Genomic DNA, 17,069 nt, shown 5'->3' with positions numbered 1-17,069 from the left:
GCTAAAGCCTGTACACCAACGCAGATGCCCGGGCGGCGGGGATGGCCACCAGGTGGACGGCGAATTGGATCGTCGCCAGACAGAGAATGAACAGGTGGGCGACGTAGCTTGCGAAGGGGTTGTTGAGATACATCGAAAAGGCAGATTCGCCTCGGATCAACACCATGGCGATCGAGGCGACGAAAACGGCGCTGACTGTCGTTCCGATCGCGACACTCCAGCGCCGATGACGGATTGTTCGCACTCCATTGATTAATAACGGCAGATGCAGGCACAACGCCAGCGGAAGGCCTTCGACGAAAAACTCCCAATTGTCCATCTGAAAATTGAGTTCATAGCCGAGGGCGAGGAGTAGAAAGTGCCCATAGAGGTTGCCCAAAACGGCAAGCTGGATCGCGATGGTCACCGCGCCCGCTTGGGTGATCCGTTCGGAGCGGTTGCACCACAGCCAGAATCGCCTGGCAAGAGAGACCGGTCGGGCCTGAATCGGTCGGGACGCGGCAAAATTTCTCAAGTCGTCCGACAGCGCCGACGCCGAAGAGTAGCGGTCGGCCGGGTCGCGCTGCAGGCAGCGGGTGATGATCGTTCGCAAATCACGCGGCAATCGCTTGAGCTGGGCTTGCGAATCCGGGTTCACTTGACGAATGCGGTCCAACACTGCCGTCAGCGTCTCGCCCTCGAACGGCCGCACTCCGATCAACAGTTCGTGCAGCACCACGCCTAAAGCGAACACGTCACTACAGGGACCGATCAGTGTTCGTTTGCATTCTGCTTGCTCGGGTGACATGTACAACGGCGTGCCCAAAAACATGCTGTCGGTGGTTCGATCGAGCTGCACGTCCATCAGCCGCGCTAATCCGAAGTCGGTGACCTTGGGGGACAATCCGGCGACTGAAGACTCCGACTGTGAACCGCCATCGCGGGCTACCAATAGGATGTTGGATGGTTTTAGATCCAGATGCACGATTTGACGGTCGTGACAATGTTGTACCGCATCGGCGACGTCCGCCATGAAGAGTGCGACGTCGCAAGGGGGACGCGGTCCCGGGTTTGCCCGCATCCAAGTGGCCAAATCGCCGTGATCACACCACTGGGTTGCAATGAAGGGGAAAGGACCGTCTGCACCGACCTGCAGGATCGAAACCAGGTGGGGATGATCCAGCCGCGCCGCCGCCCGTGCCTCGCGGAAAAATCTCCGTTTGACATCGGGCGACAGCATCACTTCGATGCGGGGAACTTTGAGAGCCAGCTCACGATCGAGGGCCGGATCCCGGGCCTTGAAAACGTTTCCCATGCCGCCCTGGCCGACCAATCGAATGATCGCATAGGGCCCGATCTGGTTGATCGCCATCTCGCCGACGAGGCGTTGGTCCCGCGTGTCGTCCAACGCTCCCTCGGTGGTCTGCGTTAGCGGATCGCTGTCGGTGGCTGTCTGCACGCGGTCCCGATTCCCTGAATCCAAGCCCCCGAACAAGCGTTGCGCACGTTCGCGATGGGCGAGCAGATCCGCCAAACGTTTCCGCCGTGCGAGATCGTTGCCACACAGTTGGTCGAGTCTTCGTGTCCGCTGCCCGGGGTCTTCGATTCGGCAGAGTTCCCAATAATCGTCATCAACAGAATTCATTCGCATCGATCACCGATTCTCAGCCCACAAGAGTGCGTCGAACGTGAGGTCGCCTCCATCCAGTTCGGCGGATTCGACCGCTGACGTGCCTCAAGCAGGAATCGCCGGGCATTCTGATGGGCGGAGCATTGTTCAACGCTTGTTCGTTGGTAATTTTTCGGGCGGGGAAATATTTAGTTTATCTCAAAAAATGCGAGGCGTCAGGGAGAGTGTTCTCGCCGTGACTAGTGGGGCGTTTCGATTCAACCAAACTTCATTCCGATCATGATTGACCGCCATCTTTTCCTGTTGCTGATTTCCGCGTGGTTCGCCGTCCCGTCCGCCAAGGCAGAAACCGTATTTGGAATCACCTTTGACGGCGATTTGTACTCAATCTCGACGTCGGATGCTTCCAGTACCTTGATCGGCCAGGGAACCTACACCGGCATCGTTGGCGGGTTGGAATACGATCCCGCGAGCGGAGATTTGCTGGTCCTCTCTGCCGCACTGGGCAGCCCGACCGGTCTGTACCGGGTCGATCCCACAACCGGCACGTCCACGGAGATCGGACCGACGCAGATCCATTCGGTGTTTGAGGGGGCGCTGCAATTCGCGCCGGGCGGCGTGCTGTATGCGACGAACGGTTACGCCGCGGAGGGCAGCGAGACCGAGTTGTTGATGCGGATCAATCCGAACACGGGAGAAGTTGTCTCAACGACCGAATTCGCCGCCGACGTCGATATCAACGGGCTCGCCTGGTCCGGCAATCAACTGCTGGGAATCGATGCCCGCGGAAACGATTTAGTGACGATTGATCCGGATAGCGCCGCCGTCTCGGTATTGACCGGATTGCCACGTCCAGCCGGCAGCATTGGTGGGATGACCAACGGTCCCGGCGGTTCGGGGTATCTGACGGCCAGCGGAGAATTGTTTTCGTTCGATTTACAAACCGGGCACGCCACATCCATCGGCAACACGGGGCTCTTTCTCGCCGGCCTGGCCGCCGCACCGGTCGCGATCCCCGAGCCGTCGTCTTTGCCGCTGCTTGCCATCTTGCTGGCTCCTCTCTTTTATCGAGGTCGGCACGCCATTCACCGTCGCGGTGCAGTTGGATCGGCAGGGGGCGGCTCTCTCGCTGAGCGATTTGGCCACCACGATCCTGTTTGACGACGTCAGCCACTTTTCCGGTCCGACAGCCGTCGCGGCAGGTTCGATCGTCCCTCTGGACACTGACTTGATGTTCCCGCCTTCGTTCCCTGGCTCGTTCGACGCGCAATACTCCAATTTCTTTTCGGGACCACCGGGAATCGGGTACGAGTCAGATTCCTACGAGAATCGCTGCGCTTGAGTGCTCAATACGGCTGGGTCGGGCGATGCGTGCCCCGCTCGACCTCCGTTTCTTGCATGTCGTGTCCAAGAGCGACTATGCTTACAGCTGAGTGATCTTCTGTTCAGACTCGATGTGTCCGCTCAGCCATGAATCCAACTGCCAACTCAACAGACCAGTTGTTGCAGACGTTGTATGAAGAACTTCGCAACATGGCACAACACAAACTTCGACAGGAGCGTCCCGATCACACGCTACAGCCGACCGCCCTGGTCAACGAGGTCTATCTGAAACTTCAGGGAGAGCATGAAATCAGTGGCTGGAGTAGTCGGTCGCATTTCTTACGGGCGGCTGCGGAGACGATGCGGCGGATTTTGGTCGATTCCGCCCGGGCGAAGCAAACGATAAAACGTGGCAGCGGACGAGACCGAGAGCAATTGTGCCCGATTCCAGTGGAGCTGCCGCTGCCGCCTGACGAGATTCTCGCCATTCACGAATGTCTGGACCGATTCGCAGAGGAAGATCCCGTCAAAGCCGAATTGGTCAAGTTGCGTGTTTTCTGCGGCTTGACCCACCAAGACGCCGCCGAGGCTTTAAACCTGTCGCGTGCAACCGCGGACCGATACTGGGCGTATGCCAAGGCACGTATGGTGTGCCTGATGCATTGAACAGAAACGGCAGGTGTGTTTCGGCTTGAACCTCACGGCGATCAGCCGCTGCCACTCCCAACGCTCTCTTTCCGCTGGCAGAACCGTAGGCTTCCGACGGTACGGATCTTGCTCTTGTTGAGGCCGGTGGCGTTGTCAGTGTTTTCGATTGATGTACTGTGAAAGGAGACGATCATGAGCGACCATCTGTACAAAGTGATTGAGTTGGTAGGAACGAGCCCCGACTCCTGGGAAAAAGCCGCTGCTTCGGCGGTCGAAGTCGCATCCAAACACCTCAAAGACATGAGGATCGGCGAAGTCACGCAAATGGATATGCAGATTTCCGAAGGAAAGGTGACTGCGTATCGGACCAAAGTGAAGGTTTCGTTCAAATACCATCCTTCCGAAGAGTAGACGTCAGCGAGGATGAGCTTTGACTGACGCGAACGTGAGGTCGTTGTTTACACGCAACGCGAGGCGTTCGCGTTTCAAGGTTGTCACAGCGACGTGCGAACTAGCACAACTGTTTCCGAACAGACGCTTGCTCGTGTTCACCTCTTCGAATGTCGATCTTTTTTTTCGCGTGTTCGAAGAGCTGTGCAAGCGTCTCGTCGGCACGGTGTGTTGGGTGAATCAGGCCGAGCTTCACCCACTTCACTGGGCGACCGATTGATATTCCATCAGCATTGCTTCAATCGCGTTGAATTGGTCGTCCTCTCAGACTTCGTCCGCAGTGCGGCGTCGTAGCACATCTGCTCGCTGTGGCTGGGCCTGCTGAGAAGCCCGATCCACCGGGCCGCCATCGGAGTGAAGGTGGTTACGGTGACGGCTCGGCGATGCACCAGAGGGCTTTGTCGGTGCGAATCAGAACATCCCTGCCGGCCAAGACGACGGACGCATTGGTGGTTTCCTTCAGTTCATTCTCGGCGAGTTGCGTGAGTTGTTTGGCGTCGGGCTGAAAGACCGTGGTGGTTCCGGATTTGGTCAACAGGAACATTCGTCCGTCGGCGGCTTGGGTGATGCTGGACCAAGTGCCACCCCCGCCGGCGCGATCTTTCCAAAGCTGCTCGCCGGTTTGGACATCCAAGCAGCTCAGCACGCCATTCATACCGCAGATATAAATCAGACCTTCATGGGCGACGCCTGTCCCCAACCATCCGCTGTCGCGCGGTTTGTGCCACAGCCGATGGGTTTGGGTCACGTTGCCACGACCGCCGGCACGGACGGCGAGTGAGGCACCACCGTAGCCGCCCAGGGCAACGACGACGCCGTCGGATTCCATCGGCGAAGCGTACGCCAAGGGGGCAGCACCGCCACAGGTCCAAAGCCGTTCGCCGGTCGAAGGGTCAAATGCACTCACGCGCCGCGGCAACACGGCGACCAGTTCCCAGTGGCCATCGACCTCGAACAGAATCGGTGTATTCCACGCGCCACGCAGCCGTTCGCTGCGTTGCTTTTCGCTCGTGAAATCATTGGCATTGCCGTCATTTTCTGGACCGCTGAGCGCACGTTCGGCGGCGTCATCCAGAGCGTCCACGACCCAGCGAGTTTCTCCGCTGGTCTTGTCGACGGCGAGCAGAAACTCATGGTTTCCCGGACCAAACGCCAGAATGCACAGGTCGTCGTGCAGAATCGGGGAGGTTCCGTAACCCCACATGTGTTCTTGAGGACCAAGGTCGCGGCGCCACATTTCGTTGCCGGCAAGATCCCAGCAAACCAATCCAGCCGAACCGAACCAGGCGATCACCCGCTTTCCGTCGGTCACCGGTGAGGCGGAGCAATACGGATTGGTTTTGTGCGACGCTTCCGGACGGTCATCCACCACGCCGCGCCGCCAAATTTCGCGACCGGTGTTGCGGTCCACGCAGAACAAACTTCGCTCGTTCGTCTCCGATAGCGGCTGGGTGAAAAACACCTTGTCTTCCCAGACGATCGGCGTCGAATTGCCGGGTTCTGGCAAATCGATTCGCCATTTCACGTTTCGGTCCGGTCCCCACTGCGTGACGACTCGCTCGGTCGTCGTGACACCACTGCCTGCCGGTCCCCGCCATTGAGACCAGTTCTGGTCGTCGCCAACGCCTTGCGAGGCGGTGCTTAGCAAACAGAGTACGATCGCGGCGCAACAGGTCTTTCTCATGGTGATCCTTGAGTCGGTTAGGGGATAAGGCAAAACAGGTCCCGTCAGACAGCCATCATAGCGACTTTCGCCGTTTCGATTCTGCCGTCTGGCTGGTGGCAAGCGCGAATCACTTTGGTGGCCTAGAATGTCGGACACCTTGCCCCGACCTAGAAGGAAAACTAATGAAAACGAAACCTTGGATGACGCTTCTCACCCCGTTCATCGGGACGCTGTTGCTTGCCGCAGGAACGTCTGTTTGGGCAAAAGAACCGCTGACCGGTGGCGAGCAGGATCCGGTCATGTTGGATCTGGATCCCTACTTGATCGACGCCCTGTACGGCAGTGACCCGAAAGGACAAACCGGGCGTTTCGGGGCAGAGGGGGGGATGCCGGATCTGTTGAGCGAACCCGAGTTCGTCAAGTTGGTCGAAAAACACGACTTGAAACTTTTCAACGGACCCATGCTCGGCGACCTTAAGCCGACGTCGGCGAAGTTTTGGGTTCGCACCGCAGGGCCGGCACGGGTTCAAGTTAACGTCGGGGAACAGGCGTCTGCAAGCGTGCAGACCGCGGCCGAAGACGACTTCACGGCCGTCATGACGGTAACGGGTTTGCAACCCTTCACCGACTACACCTATTCGGTCAACATCGATGGCCGCACGATCCAATCCCCGACGTTCAAATTCCGGACGGCGCCGGACAAGGGGCAAGCCGTTGACTTTCACGTGACGTTCGGCTCGGGATCACGCTACGTCCCGCCGAATGAATTTGCGTGGCGCAACATGGCCCAATCGCGACCCTTGGCCTACTTGGGGCTCGGTGACAACGTTTACATCGATGTCGTCAATCGCCGCGGTGCCCAACGTTTATTCTACTACCGTCGCTGCCTCAGCCCGGCCTACCGCGAGCTGATTGCCGGCGTTGGCATGTATGCCGTTTGGGACGACCACGACATGGCGATGAATGATTCCTCCGGCGGCTCTGGTCTAAAAGCGGACTGGAAACGCCCCAACTGGAAGGTCTTCACCCAGAATTGGAACAATCCACATTACGGCGGTGGTCCGGAAATGCCAGGCACGTGGCATTCGTTCTCACTCGGAGACGTCGACTTCTTCATGACCGACGGACGTTTCTACCGCGACAAGCAAGACCGAACCATGTTGGGGCCGGACCAGAAACAATGGCTGCTCGATGGGTTGGCCAAGGCGAAAGGCAAGTTCAAAGTGATCGCGTCGGGAACGATGTGGTCCGACGGTGCCGACAAAGACGGCAAGGATTCGTGGGCCGGTACCTGGGCGCGGAACGAACGCGACGAGATCTTTCATCTGATCAATGACCGGAAAATTGATGGCGTGATTCTGATCTCCGGAGATCGCCATCGTTCGGACATTTGGAAAATTGAACGTCCGCGAGGCTATCCGCTGTATGAGTTTGTGTCGGCGAAGGTGACGAACCAACACACACACCAGACGTTCCCAAACGCCGTCTGGTCCTACAATGAAGGCAACTTTTGGGGGCAACTCCATTTCGACCTGCGCAGCGACGATCCCGTCATGACGTTCAAGTGCATCGACAACAGTGGAGAGGTCGTCAAAGAATTCCCGCTGAAACTGAGCGAGTTGAGCCACGATTGAGCCGCGACATTGTCAAACGAATGGCAATGCGGCACGATGCGTCGGAACAGACCTTGACGCCGCTGAGCGAGATTCCCAACGTTCGTGCCAGCAGGGCGATCATCCCCAACGGTCATGGCTGGGCGACGGCGAAGTGATGATGTGTTAGCGGAACGGCGCGAGCCGTCCGGTCTCAGCCTGAAGTCAGCGTGAAAGACCGGAGGGCTCGCGCCCTGCCGCTAACCAAGAGCGTGAAAGACCGGAGGGCTCGCGCCCTGCCGCTAACCAAGAGCAAGTGAAAGACCGGAGGGCTCGCGTCCTGCCGCTAACCAAGAGCAAGAAAGTGTGAGCCAATCGGCCGATTCAATCGACAAGCCCGTCCGCTCTCAACGAAAGCAGCAATCGCGGATGGTCGGTGTAGATCCGCTCGACGCCGAGCTTGAGCAGGCGTTTCATCGTGTCCGGGTCATTGACCGTCCACGCGCCGACGGCGATCCCGGCCGCTTTGATCTTTTGAACCTTCTCCGACGTGATGCCTTCGTGATGGACCACCAACGCTTCGAATCCGTGTTGCTTTGCGATCGCGATGTCTTCGTCGATGTTCGTCTGCTTGCCCCGATCCCAAAACACGGGGATCGTCGGGGCGAGTCGTTTCACATGGGCCATGTAGTCGAGGTTTCCGTCGTTGAACCCGACCCATCGCTCGGCGTTCATCTCAATGACGAGCGCCACGGCATCCGCGACACAATCCATCTTGGGCTGGATCGAAACCCGAGTCTGGTTTTGCGTCATGACCTGCTGCAACACCTCTTTCAACAGCGGAATCCGTTGGACCGGACATTCCTCGACGCTCTTGTCGTTCCGTCGCCGAAAATCAGTCGCCACGTCGATCTTTGAAAGCTGTTCATAGGTCGTTTCAGCGACCACGCGGTCTTGGTCGCCGACACGTTTGGTGGTTGGATCGTGAATGACAACAAGCCGGCCGTCTCGGGTGCGTAAGATGTCCAACTCGATCCAGTCGGCTCCGAGATCGATCCCGCTCTGGAACGCCGGCATCGTATTCTCGGGAAAACTTCCTGAATTTCCCCGATGCGCCGTCACGCCGTTGTCGAGAAACGGTTCCGTGTCTGCAACGATCTCGTCGCGTTTCTTTTGAAACAGTTCCAGCCAACCCAACGTCAGTGCCTCAGGGATGGTCTTGGCCGGGCGAATTTCATCCGGCGTCTTTCCCCAATAGAATCCGATCCAGCCCGTCGCGTAGGGCCGAGATTGATCGATGAACCGTTCCAGCTCGTCGGCGCCACACTTCAACGTGAACGTTTCTTCGATGACGACCGGTTTACCCACCGCTGCAAATCCTTTGACCGTCTCGACCGCCTCGCCCAGTTTGCCCGACTCCGGGTAGATGTGCATGGCGATAAAGTCTAGTTCGTCGGCGATTGCCTCCGGAACAAATCCCGAAGTCATCCCCGGGCGATCCAAACTCCACGGGACCAGTCCGACGGTGACCAAGTGCTGTTTATCGTGCTTGCGGATCGCCGAGGCGAGCAGGCGGATCCATTCTCGTGCGATATCCGTCCTGTTTCGGTTCTTTCGATCCAGCGCGATGAACTGCACAAAGTGCTTGCCGCCGAATCCCGGTCCCAGCCAATCGTCGCGCCGCTTGTCGCCACCGGGCACGACCGGTTCGTTCATCAGGTCGTAACAAAAGATCGCGGGGCTTGCCGCACAGGTCTTCGCAACCGCTTCCCAGAACACCGCTTGTGCCGCCCAACGGTCTTCTTCGCTGAGCTTGTCATACCAGGCGGGCACGTCCTGTTTGTGGTAACAGCCCAGTCCGGTCAGGTCGAGGTACAGCTCGGTTTGCTCGGCCAACAGTACCAGACGGGCAAGTTGGTCGAGTGCATGTTGCCGCGGCTCCGTCGGGCTTTCCATGAACCGTCCGAACTGGAGATGAATGCGAACCACATTCGCGCCGAGCATTTTCATCTCACCAAAGGCGGCTTCCACGGTGGGCCATTGGTCATCCCAATAGTCTTCGAGCAGTTTGCCGTCGCCTTCGTGGTCGTAATTGAAACCCCACGGAATAAAGAGCGCGCCGGATTCCGCACGGACGAACTTCTTTCCGTCGTCGCTGACCCGGATCCACTGCAGTTCAGCGGCGGCAAGATGGCTGGTGAGAACAAGCAGTGGCAGCAGTGCTCGGTAAATCATGTGCATCAATCGATGGCGAATAGTTGGGATTGGATGTCCGCGAACGCCTTGAATTCCAATGCGTTCCCACTGGGATCCTCGAAGAACATCGTGTGCTGTTCGCCCGGTTGACCCTTGAAACGAACATGGGGCTCGATGATGAACTCGTCCACAAAGCTGGCGACACGATCCGCGAATTGCTTCCATACATCGACCTCCAGCACCACACCAAAATGCGGCACCGGAACCGCATGGTCATCGACCGGATTATGATGCTTGGCCACCCGACCATCCCGCCCCAAGGCGGGATTCAGATGCGTAACCAACTGATGGCCGAACAGATTGAAGTCGATCCATGCTGAGTCGCTACGCCCTTCGGCCAGCCCCATCTTGCCCCCGTAAAAATCACGCGTCTCGTCAATGTCGCGAACTTGAATAGCCAGATGAAAAGGTGTCAGCATCGAAGATGCTCCAACGTCAGGGTTCGTGTTGTTTCGAGCGTCATGATAGCGAGTCTATCGGCCGCATTGGAGAATGCAAGCGAATCGCCCTGCTCGCTGCGAAGCAGCGAGTAGGAAATCGCCTAAAGGCTGGACACCAACCGCCGCGGTCACAACGCGTATTGATAACCGAACACGGCATTGAATCCCGCACCGTCCACTCCACTGCCGAGCACGCGATAGTACTTGTCGGTGAGATTCTCCAGCGACAACGAGAGCTGGTGCTGATTTGCCTTTCCGAATGAGCGTCCCATGCGGACATTCAACGTCGCGTATCCAGGGGTGCCGCCCGCGATGAACCGCACATCGCTCAGGTTTGATTCGCTGTAGCGATCGGCGCGGTCGACCATCCAGGTATAGACATCGACGTAAGATCGGCGACACGGTTCGGTCAATCGCAGCCCCAGGATTCCTTGCATCGGCGGGATCCGCGAAATCGGATCGTCGTTTGTCGTGACCGTCCCGTAGGTGTAGTAGAAGTTGCCGTACAGGGCGAGGTTGCGAGTGAGCAGGTACTCGCCGGCCAGTTCGGTTCCATTGATGTACGCTTCTTGATTGGTCAGAAAGCGGGAGCCGCCGATCGTTTCGCGGTTGATGAAGCTGTCGAAATCCGTCCAAAACTCTTTCAGCTGGAGTCGCAAACGATCATCATTGAATTTCAACCCAACTTCATAGGTTTTGCTGTGTTCCGGTTCGACGTCCAGGTTGCCGACCAGCGGCGTCGATTGGTTGTTTTGCAGGAACGTTTTGTTGGCCGTCAGGTCGTCGATCGTCGGTGCCCGAAAGCCTTCGTAGTAGCCGCCGACCAGACGAACTTCGTCGGTCAACCGGTATCCCAAACCGACGCTCGCGATCCAGTCTTGATAAGACCGTTCAAAGTAGGTTGGGCCCAGGGTATCAAAGTTCGGTGTCGCTGACACATTGATGTTCTCGTACCGGAGCGACGTCGTGGCATCGAGCCGACCGGTCAACGCGACGTTCCATGATGCGTAGACGCCGACCCGATCGGCTTCCGAGTCATCGGGGTATTGTGGATCCGTGACCGACGGCGTCGCGCCGGGGGAGTCAGGGTTGTTGATTTGCACGCGTTCGGCATCAATCGACTCGCTGTAGTAATCGGTTCCGTAGGTCAGCTTGCCATAAACTTGCATGTCCTTGACGAAGGAAAGCGTCGTCCCCCAGCCCCAATCATCAAACTCGCCGATTTCACGACGAGTTACAACGGCGGCCGGGTCGTTGCCGGAATAACGATCGACGACGGACGCTTCTTTGGTTCGCATCCCCGAGAGAGTGACGGAATACAGGTCCGCGAGCACGGCATCGTCTGGCAGCAAGCCTTCCAAACGCCCGTACAACAAATCGCGTTGCTGCGGATCGAAAACCGTCGGTCGCTGCGTCGGCACGCTTCCGTCGCTGGCCGGACCGAGCACAAACGGTAAGAAGCGATCGCTGCGTTTGAGATCTTCCTGTTCGAAGTGCTGCATCGCGACGGTCAACAGGTGATTCTCGGTCAGCATGCGTTGCAATTTCAGGTCTCCGGCGTACTGTTGGTAGTCGGTGCCGGGTTGTCGTCCCAGGTCGCCACCGCGATCCAGACGACCGACGTCCAAGTACGACACGCCTCCGGTGAATCCAGTCGCCCCATACCAGCCGCTGAATCCGGTTCGCGTGTACGACGACGCTTCGGCCGTGCTGTAGAATTGGCTGAAGTGGGGACTCGCGTAGTCGCCTCGCAACGGATCGGCGCTCCGCGTGACGAAATTGATCACGCCGCCGATCGCGTCGCTGCCCCAGAGTGCTGATTCGGCACCGCGGATCACTTCGATGCGATCGATCGATCCTGGGTCGATCGTCGCCGCGTACTGGTTCGGGCCCGGACGCAAAATACTCGTGTTCATCCGGATCCCGTCGACCAAAATCAAAATCTGTTGCCCGGTCAATCCACGGATGAACGGGGACAGTTGCCCGTTGCCGGTTTGTTGCAACATGACGCCGACTTCGTTCTGCAACGCTCGATAGACCGTCGACGCCTGTCGGCGGTCGAGTTCGTCGCGGTCGACGATGGTTCCCAGACGTGGCGTTTCGAACAAATCGCTCTCACTGCGGAAGACGCTATTGAGCCCCGTCGGGTTGCTCATCGTGCCGCCGAAAAGCTGCTCGCTGAGCGAAGGGAACGAAGCATTCTGGGGCGCAGCATTCGATTGCGGCGCCGGATTGATACCGGCAGTCGTCGAATCCTGTCCGGCAAACGCCGCTTCAATGTTGGAGGCTTCGATGTCAGGTTCCCCAACCGGCGGGGCCTGATCGGTTGTCGGCGGACGCACCTCGATTTCCGGCAGCGTGGGGTCTTGGCCTGACAAATGCGTCTGCCAGAGACCGATCCCGAGAGCCGGAACCAGCGCCAATGCAATCATGGTTTGGTGTTTCACGATGTCGTACATCCCTCTCAGAACGAAAACGCTCCCGTGGCGACAATGCTAGGTCGGCATTTCCGTTCAAACTGATCCATTGGTTGTCATCGGCGTATTCGATTCAATCGCTTTCGAGGTCGCCGGGGGTGCCGTCAAAGTCAACGCGACACGAACAAGGCGGACCGGTGAGGCAAAACATGACGATGGAAAGTCCGCCGGCGCCGGTGGGAAATCCACCAGCGGTGCCCGCGTTGGCGGTCAATTCGACACGCTTCACCCCAGGAAAACTGGACGTTTCTGACCGGATTGGGCATCAAGACGCCCAGAAATGCTCGCCGGATCCGGATTGGCATGCGATCTGCAAAACAGAATTTGAATGCAGCAACCCAATGACGAACCCGACGACCCCATGGCCGACCCGCCGGCACCCCATCGGGCCACCCCATCACCGAACACTTCTCCGTTGATCATCGCCTCTCAAGATCTGTTTCGTGGCCGCGCCGAAATCTGGATCGAGCATGGCGAGTTGATGTACCGCCTTCGACGAACTTCATCGGGAAAGTTATACTTGTGCAAATGAGTTTTCCCGTTCGCTCCACACTGGTCTCCCTGTTCCTCCACGCGATCGGCGCTGCAGTTTTGTGCGTCGTGCCGATGGCGGCAACCGAGCGATTCTCGTCCGCGGGACAACAACATGTCGTCGCGATCGAATTGAGCGTTGCCAGCCCGACGGCGCTGGATTTTCCGGTACAGATCCTTCCACTGCCGACGATCCAACCGCTCGCAGCCTTGGATATGTCGCCCCCGGATCGATCAGAAGACACCGCGAAAGCCCAACCGTCTCAAACCAGCAGGTCCACTCTGCTTGCTGCCCCCCCGGAATTCCCCGAGCTTTGTTCGCAGGCTGACGCGGCACTTGAGCGTCAAGTCATCGAAGCGGCGAAGTTGCCCACGATTGACACGAAGGTTCCGGTTCGGCCGCCCCGCAGGTTTGTACGAAACGTCACGCCGCCGCCGGCGATCGATGCGATCCCGATTCCTCAACCGGTCGGATTGTCCCCCGAAACGCCTGTCGATTTCTCGTCCAATCCTCCGCCGCAGTACCCGCTCGATGCTGCCCGCAACCGACTCGAAGGCACGGTGTTGTTGCGGTTGCGAGTTGACACGGCTGGCAAAGTCAGCGAGGTCGAGATCATCGAATCAAGCGGCCACGGCTCGCTCGATCGAGCCGCCGTCGAGGCGGTGAAACGATGGAAAGGCCAACCGGCCCGACGCTTCGGTCGCGCGATCGCTTCGGAAGAAGTCTTGCCGGTGCGGTTCCGGTTGTGATCAGGCGACCGTGACCTCACTTGCGTCGAGATCAAAGCTCGTCACTGCGAATCAGTTCGGCGCCCGCGTCTCGCATTTCTTCAAGGGACCGTTCGATGTCACCGGGTTGCAGTTCGACGCCGCGACAGCCATCGACCACTAACGTCACGCGAAAACCTTCGCGGATCGCATCCAACACCGTGGCTCGAACGCAGTAATCGGTGGCCAATCCCATTGCGAATACGTGCTCAATGCCGTGACCGCGCAAGTCGTCCGCCAGCCCGGTCGAATGCTGGTGTCCGTTGTCATAGAACGCGCTGTAACTATCAATCAGACGTTGAGTTCCCTTGCGAACCACATGGTCAATTCGATTCTGATTCAACGATGCCACAAACTCTGCCCCACGCGTGTGTTCGATACAGTGATCCGGCCAGGCAATTTGCGGGATTCCATCCAGCAAAAACTGATCTCCGATGGCCAGTCCGGCATGTTGGCTGGCGAAACTCTGGTGATCGGCGGGGTGCCAGTCCTGCGTCGCAACCACCCAACCGAACTTGGGAATCAACGTGTTGGCCACGTCGATCACCTCCAGTCCGCCCGGCACCTCCAGTGCTCCCCCTTGGACGAAATCATTTTGCAGATCGACCAGCAACAAGCCTCTATGATCTTCTGTGTTGGTGTCAGATTTCAAAGTTCACTCCCTGTTTGACCATCTCGCGATAACGTTTCTGATTGAATCGGTACAACCGGGCTGCGCGATGCGCCACATCCGACTCCACCTCATCAAGTTCTTCAAGCACCTCCATGCCCAGGATCTTTTTCCGGAAGTTGCGTTTGTCGAGTGACCGGTCCAAAATGATTTCGTAAAGTCGCTGCAGCTGCCTCAACGTAAACTTCCTCGGCAGCAGTTCAAAACCGATCGGTTCGTATCGCAGCTTGTTTTGAAGCCGTTGGTAAGCGGTGTCGAAGATGCGGTCGTGGTCGAACGCGAGGCGTGGGACGTCGTGCACGCCAAACCATGCCGCATCGCGTGCGTCCGTCGCCGCGACGACACGGTGATCCGAAAGTCGGACCAGAGCATAGTAGGCAACCGTGACCACGCGTTCGCGCGGATCGCGATCCAGATCACCATACGTGTAAAGCTGTTCCAGAAAGACTTTTTCGAGCCCCGTTTCTTCCCTGAGCTCTCGCCTGGCGGCATCCTCGAGCGACTCCTCGAGATGGACAAAACCACCCGGCAAGGCCCATTTGCCTCGATAGGGTTCCAAATCACGTTGAATCAGCAGGACCTTTAAGTCGGGTTCATCGAGCCCAAAGACAACGCAGTCCACGGTCAAGGCAGGTCTCGGGAACCTGTAGGTCGACTTCATGCCGTGTTCCCCGTTTTGCCGCGTTGCCTGGATTCCAGCACCATTTGATCCTTCAAGTCATGCAGGGCTTGCTCGAGCCCGACACGATAGCGGTGTGGATGGTCAAGCCGCAGAATCGTGCGGTCAAATTGCTGCAATTGTTTCAGCGCTCGACCGCGAATGTCGTCTAGTGGAATCGGTTCGCCGACAGAGTTGCCTTGCCGAATCATCGGCTTGAGCATGTCTTCGAATGCGACCGTCGCGTCGAACTGACTTCGGTGGGTGGGATCCTGGAAATCGACCGCGACGCAAGTTTCCGGCAGCGGCTGAAGTTCGTTGTAAATCATGTCGGCGATTGCCATGCCATCGCTTCCCACGTACCGACGCACTTGCTGGATCCCCGGCGTCGATGTCTTGATCAATTGCTCAGAGACTTTGATGCGCGGCTGCCATTGCTCGGATTCGTCTTTGATCGCGCCGAGTTTGTAGACGCCGCCCAGGGCGGGTTGGTCGTAGGCGGTGACCAACTTGGTTCCGACGCCCCAGACCGTGATCGCAGCGTCTTGAAACTTCAGGCTTTGAATCAGACGTTCGTCCAAGTCATTGCTGGCGACAATCACCGCATCAGGGAATCCGGCCGCATCGAGAATTTTACGGGCTTCGATGCTCAACCACGCCAGGTCGCCGGAATCCAGTCGGATCCCGACCATTCGATGACCTGCGTCGCGAAGCCGCTGTCCCGCTTCTACCGCATGGCGAACGCCCTGTAGTGTGTCATACGTGTCCACCAGAAAGACGCAGTTGTTCGGCATCGCGTCGGCGTAGGCGGAAAAGGATTCCGGTTCGCTGTCGAACGACATCACCCAGCTGTGCGCGTGGGTGCCCTTGACCGGTATCCCGAATCGTTTGCCGGCCAATACATTCGAGGTTGCGGCGCAACCGCCGATGTATGCCGCACGACTGGCCGCCAGACCGCCATCGATTCCCTGGGCCCGCCGCAACCCGAATTCCAGCACGGCGTCACCTTGGGCCGCCATCACCACGCGAGATGCTTTGGTTGCGACCAATGACTGGAAATTGATCAGGTTTAACATCGCCGTCTCGATCAACTGACATTGCAAGATCGGCCCGCAAACCCTCAGCAGCGGTTCATGTGGAAAAACAACCGTGCCTTCCGGGATTGCATCCAGGTCCAACGTCAGCTCGAGTTCGCCGAGGTACTGCAAGAAGTCAGCGTCGAAAAGAGGCCGACCGTCATTGCCGAGTATCGTTGCCAGATACGCGATATCCTCGGCGTCAAATCGAAACGAACGCAAAAAGTCCAGCACCGGTTCCAGACCGGCGGCAATCGCATATCCGCCTTGAAACGGGCTGTTGCGAAAGAACAGATGAAACGCCGCGGACTGCTCCGCTTTACCGCATTTCCAATAGCCATAGGCCATCGTCAGTTCGTACAAGTCGGTCAGCAACGCCAGCGAATTCGATGATGCGTTCATTTTCGTTTCCCCTCTTAGTGTATATGCTACACGAAGTCGCCAACAGAAGATAGGGGCAACGCCCCGATCATTCAGCTAGCCCACCGGGCTGGGTACCGTCACCGAACACGAATTGCAGGCCCGGCCGTTTGGTTCAACCGATGAAGAGGGGACCAAATCGCCGGACCTTCGGCCCTATCGAACCCCTTGTGCTCACACCCCAGCCCGTTGGGCTGGGCTAGGCAAACTGCAGGGCCGTTGGCCCGGTAAGAAACACAACCACATAACAGATTGGGACGATGCGCCGTTTATTTACCTAGCCCAACCCAGTGGGCTGGGTACCAGATTTGTCATCCGTGGGTTCGCGCTGTTATCGATGGGTCTCATGTTCTTGGGCGTTTATCGATTCAGCCAGCTCGGGCGAAATTTCGCCAGGGTGAACCATGACGCTCGCGGTGCGCACTTCTGGTGTCGTGGGGGCAAGAATCCTCGGTTTTCTGTTGAAAGGGGCAAATTGCGCTTCC

General features: G+C 58.0%; 14 protein-coding genes and 1 pseudogene. 7 read left to right on the top strand and 8 right to left on the bottom strand.

Features of this window, described 5'->3' with window-relative positions; genetic code table 11:
- Position 1 precedes the first annotated feature (1 nt).
- Positions 2-1,624, bottom strand: a complete 1,623-nt coding sequence (locus NZK35_RS22795; RefSeq protein WP_259634833.1) for a serine/threonine-protein kinase — start codon at positions 1,622-1,624, stop codon at positions 2-4.
- Positions 1,625-1,888: 264 nt separating this feature from the next.
- On the opposite strand from NZK35_RS22795, the gene NZK35_RS22790 reads away from it, so the two are divergent.
- The 3 genes and pseudogenes from NZK35_RS22790 (at position 1,889) to NZK35_RS22780 (ending at position 3,991) form a co-directional block, all read left to right on the top strand.
- Positions 1,889-2,770, top strand: a complete 882-nt coding sequence (locus NZK35_RS22790; protein ID WP_259634832.1) for a DUF6923 family protein — start codon at positions 1,889-1,891, stop codon at positions 2,768-2,770.
- A gap of 303 nt (positions 2,771-3,073) precedes the next feature.
- Positions 3,074-3,598: pseudogene (locus NZK35_RS22785) on the top strand (ECF-type sigma factor); the annotation flags it as partial.
- Positions 3,599-3,772: 174 nt separating this feature from the next.
- Positions 3,773-3,991, top strand: a complete 219-nt coding sequence (locus NZK35_RS22780; protein ID WP_259634831.1) for a dodecin family protein — start codon at positions 3,773-3,775, stop codon at positions 3,989-3,991.
- A gap of 403 nt (positions 3,992-4,394) precedes the next feature.
- Here NZK35_RS22780 and NZK35_RS22775 read toward each other — a convergent pair whose 3' ends face one another.
- Positions 4,395-5,714: an outer membrane protein assembly factor BamB family protein gene (locus NZK35_RS22775; RefSeq protein WP_259634830.1), complete on the bottom strand. Its 1,320-nt coding sequence runs from the start codon at positions 5,712-5,714 to the stop codon at positions 4,395-4,397.
- A gap of 164 nt (positions 5,715-5,878) precedes the next feature.
- Here NZK35_RS22775 and NZK35_RS22770 point away from each other — a divergent pair, with 164 nt between their 5' ends.
- A complete protein-coding gene (locus NZK35_RS22770; protein WP_259634829.1) occupies positions 5,879-7,330 on the top strand; it encodes an alkaline phosphatase D family protein in 1,452 nt (483 codons plus the stop codon).
- Positions 7,327-7,467, top strand: coding sequence for a hypothetical protein (locus NZK35_RS22765; RefSeq protein ID WP_259634828.1), 141 nt, complete (start codon positions 7,327-7,329; stop codon positions 7,465-7,467). The genes NZK35_RS22770 and NZK35_RS22765 overlap by 4 nt, the downstream gene beginning before the upstream one ends.
- Positions 7,468-7,672: 205 nt before the next feature.
- On the opposite strand, the gene NZK35_RS22760 is transcribed toward NZK35_RS22765, so the two are convergent.
- The 3 genes from NZK35_RS22760 to NZK35_RS22750 all read right to left on the bottom strand — a co-directional run bounded on the left by NZK35_RS22760 (position 7,673) and on the right by NZK35_RS22750 (position 12,431).
- A complete protein-coding gene (locus NZK35_RS22760; RefSeq protein ID WP_259634827.1) occupies positions 7,673-9,523 on the bottom strand; it encodes a glycerophosphodiester phosphodiesterase family protein in 1,851 nt (616 codons plus the stop codon).
- 5 nt (positions 9,524-9,528) lie between these two features.
- Complete coding sequence (locus NZK35_RS22755; RefSeq protein WP_259634826.1) at positions 9,529-9,963, bottom strand: VOC family protein; 435 nt, start codon at positions 9,961-9,963, stop codon at positions 9,529-9,531.
- A 149-nt stretch (positions 9,964-10,112) separates the two neighbouring features.
- On the bottom strand, positions 10,113-12,431 hold the full coding sequence (locus NZK35_RS22750; RefSeq protein WP_259634825.1) for a TonB-dependent receptor: 2,319 nt from the start codon (positions 12,429-12,431) through the stop codon (positions 10,113-10,115).
- A 358-nt stretch (positions 12,432-12,789) separates the two neighbouring features.
- Here NZK35_RS22750 and NZK35_RS22745 point away from each other — a divergent pair, with 358 nt between their 5' ends.
- Both NZK35_RS22745 and NZK35_RS22740 read left to right on the top strand, forming a co-directional pair.
- Positions 12,790-12,993, top strand: coding sequence for a hemin uptake protein HemP (locus NZK35_RS22745; protein ID WP_259634824.1), 204 nt, complete (start codon positions 12,790-12,792; stop codon positions 12,991-12,993).
- Positions 12,990-13,742 (top strand): energy transducer TonB, encoded by a 753-nt coding sequence (locus tag NZK35_RS22740; RefSeq protein WP_259634823.1) that lies wholly within the window; start codon positions 12,990-12,992, stop codon positions 13,740-13,742. The genes NZK35_RS22745 and NZK35_RS22740 overlap by 4 nt, the downstream gene beginning before the upstream one ends.
- A 31-nt stretch (positions 13,743-13,773) precedes the next feature.
- Here the strand turns inward: NZK35_RS22740 and pncA are convergent, their stop codons facing one another.
- The 3 genes from pncA to NZK35_RS22725 are packed head-to-tail and all read right to left on the bottom strand — an operon-like array spanning position 13,774 to position 16,566.
- Positions 13,774-14,412: a bifunctional nicotinamidase/pyrazinamidase gene (gene pncA / locus NZK35_RS22735; RefSeq protein ID WP_259634822.1), complete on the bottom strand. Its 639-nt coding sequence runs from the start codon at positions 14,410-14,412 to the stop codon at positions 13,774-13,776.
- Entirely contained in the window at positions 14,402-15,091 is a 690-nt protein-coding gene (locus NZK35_RS22730; RefSeq protein ID WP_259634821.1) for an NUDIX hydrolase, read from the bottom strand. Before NZK35_RS22730 ends, pncA begins: the two co-directional genes overlap by 11 nt.
- A complete protein-coding gene (locus NZK35_RS22725; protein WP_259634820.1) occupies positions 15,088-16,566 on the bottom strand; it encodes a nicotinate phosphoribosyltransferase in 1,479 nt (492 codons plus the stop codon). Before NZK35_RS22725 ends, NZK35_RS22730 begins: the two co-directional genes overlap by 4 nt.
- Between the last annotated feature and the right edge of the window lie 503 nt (positions 16,567-17,069).

This window comes from Stieleria sedimenti, from assembly GCF_025060895.1.
GTDB lineage: Bacteria > Planctomycetota > Planctomycetia > Pirellulales > Pirellulaceae > Stieleria > Stieleria sedimenti.
The sequence above is the reverse complement of the archived record's forward strand: the minus strand, read 5'-3'. Positions and strand labels throughout refer to the sequence as shown.